Consider the following 2433-nt stretch of genomic DNA (forward strand, 5'->3'; position numbering starts at 1 on the left):
ATTAAATTGGTAAAATTCTTCCGGTGCAATCAAAACCTTACGGATTCAGGTACGATGTCTATCTTGTAGTTCACGTCGTTGAGTCTTGTCAAGTAATTTCGTGCACCCATCCGCTGCTTTATCAAGGTAGCCCTTTGCTGCCAATGCACGCTGCGCATTAAAACCAAACGGATCTGTTTCTGAAGTAGTAATTAAAGCTTCCGCTGCATCCAGGTTGCGGTTAATTTCACCTGCCAGACCAGTAGTTGAAGATTTTGCTTTTGATACCGATGCCTGCTCATCCACATTAACCAGATTCAACTTCGCCAGCCTGCCCTTCAGTTTCTTTAACTTGCCACTCTCATGCTCCTTCATCTTCAAGCTGTTCATTAATCTTTTGAGATCATGTAATTGATCTTCAGCTTGCTCCAGCCTGTCTTTATTCAGGGCAGCCCCCTGCTCGTTCTTGTTTTCCTCAGTTTTTATTAACCGTTCCAGGTTATCAAGCAGCTGCTGCTTAACTGTCGCCTTGCTGATATTTAATGAATTCCTGAGCTGGCCCTTTTGCTCTAACAATTCAGTACGTTGAGTGCCTGCAGGCAGACTGTCAATCTGCGAGCTTATGTTACTCAGGCTGTACTCTTTATGGTTAAAGAAATTGATAATTTGGTCAGGGTCGGGCAAGTCTCTGTGTTTGAAATCTTTAAGGTCAGTGTTTAATGATTTAATTTCCCTGAAAATCCCGAAGCACGCTTTTGCTTCACCAAATTGGTTACTTAATGCCTGCAGGCGTTCCAGTAGTCGTGAACGGTCTTTGTCATCTACAAGGGTCATTTCATTGAAGCGTCTAGATAGATGTACGATGTCGTATTCACTCGATTCCATATCCCTTCTGTTCCCAATATTGACCCCTTCGAGCTTATCTTCCAGCTCATCCAAACGATGGTGAGAATCCTTTACCTGAAGCTCCTCAAACTGCTTCCTGACCTCTCTGAATTTCCCGGAAGAACGTGTAAGCCCCAACGATTCTAAACGGTTCAGTTCTGAGTGGATCCACTGCATCTGATTGCGACACTCTGTTATCTGATCATCCCCCCACTGATCCCCCATCAATCGTTCCATGTGAGCACTCAAATACGCTAAGCTTGTTCCAGTCTCAGGTGACAGGGCATCATAAGAGGGCGGAGGCGCTACCGGCGTTGCTGCTGGATCCGCCGTCGCAAAAGACGATGATGGCCGTTTGGCAGGTTGATGAGCTGGGTCCGGTTGACCGGCAGGGAGACCAGTGTATCCTTGCGGGCCTTCGCCTTCTGCCACATTATTGCCAGCACCTGCACAGGATGCCTCTCTAGTCCCGGTAGACCGCGCTGCGGCAAAATGGCCGTTGACTTCATCAAGCAACTGCTGCACCCCTTCAGCGATGGCGCTTTCTGATTTTTTGATCAGACCGCAAAAATTCTGCCCCAGGGGTCGATCTGCGCTACCACTGCTTGCTTCAGTCTGGAGCCTGAGGATCAGGCCAGTAACGATCTTGACCTTTTGCTCTTTGCTGCGCCCCTGGCTGTCATCCACCGGTAGCCCGAAGGCACCAAAATCTTTTTTCAGGTTACTCAAATTGAAGGATTTCGACCCTTGCTGGTGCTCTGCCCTTCGGCACATGCGCTCTGCGATATTCTCCACCGCCTCGCGGCCCTTGCCCCGCAGGAAACTGTCAATCGCGCTTAAACTGATGGTCCAGCGGTCAAACTTTACCGGGGCTGCGCTGGCACCTCCGCCCGCCAGACTGCCATAAAATTGGGGTTGGGACGCAGCGGTGCTTCGGGCAGGCATTGATGATGGCATATACATAACAAGTGACTCCTCGACATTAAGTTTAAATATCAGAGTTCAGAGTTTTGCCACAAGATAAAGTTCAAACAGTGGATAGACGATTTGATTATTAACAGAGGATGGCATTAGTCGTTTTTTAAAAGACGTTTATTATGGAATGAATAACTCCCTTATCTCTCCAATAGCAAATTCACAGCTTTATCATGCCGGTTTATGGCAGCAATCCTGAGTGGGGTTATCTCCATTAGGGTCCCATCGTCTTCTTTAACATTGCAGGCAGAGTACAGCACTTGCGTGGCTGCCTTGCGGTTTCCATCAGCCAGGAGTGTAGACACAGCGTTCAACAGCAGCTTCATTATCTCGATATTTCCCTGACTGGCTGCAATATACAACGGTGTTTCACCCTCTTCTGGCTGGTTCTGCTTTAGTACCTCCCTAATGGCAGAACCCCTTTTCCCGGCAACCCTGTCAACGCTTGCATTAACTGCTTCACGCTTTGGTTATGACCGCCGAGCGCAGCATTCAAGAGCGGGAAGGCCTGGATCAGCTGACCCGCGATTTCCTCCTGGCTTTATCGAAAGCTGCAGACAGTGGCGTTCTATTGAGTGTGTCGACCGCACATAC

2 protein-coding genes are annotated in these 2433 nt (G+C 48.5%); both read right to left on the reverse strand.

Going from position 1 to position 2433, the window contains the following annotated elements; genetic code table 11:
• Positions 1-45 precede the first annotated feature (45 nt).
• Positions 46-1827, reverse strand: coding sequence for a hypothetical protein (locus KDK14_RS00870; RefSeq protein ID WP_257263126.1), 1782 nt, complete (start codon positions 1825-1827; stop codon positions 46-48).
• Positions 1828-1979: 152 nt separating this feature from the next.
• A complete protein-coding gene (locus tag KDK14_RS21570) occupies positions 1980-2249 on the reverse strand; it encodes an ankyrin repeat domain-containing protein (protein ID WP_373691014.1) in 270 nt (89 codons plus the stop codon).
• Positions 2250-2433 lie beyond the last annotated feature (184 nt).

This window comes from Endozoicomonas sp. ONNA2 (assembly GCF_024606365.1).
Classification (GTDB): Bacteria; Pseudomonadota; Gammaproteobacteria; order Pseudomonadales; family Endozoicomonadaceae; genus Endozoicomonas.

Bases quoted from the DNA above. Each gene is read 5' to 3' on its own strand.
- KDK14_RS00870 (WP_257263126.1), bottom strand. From the start codon at position 1,827: ATGTATATGCCATCATCAATGCCTGCCCGAAGCACCGCTGCGTCCCAA.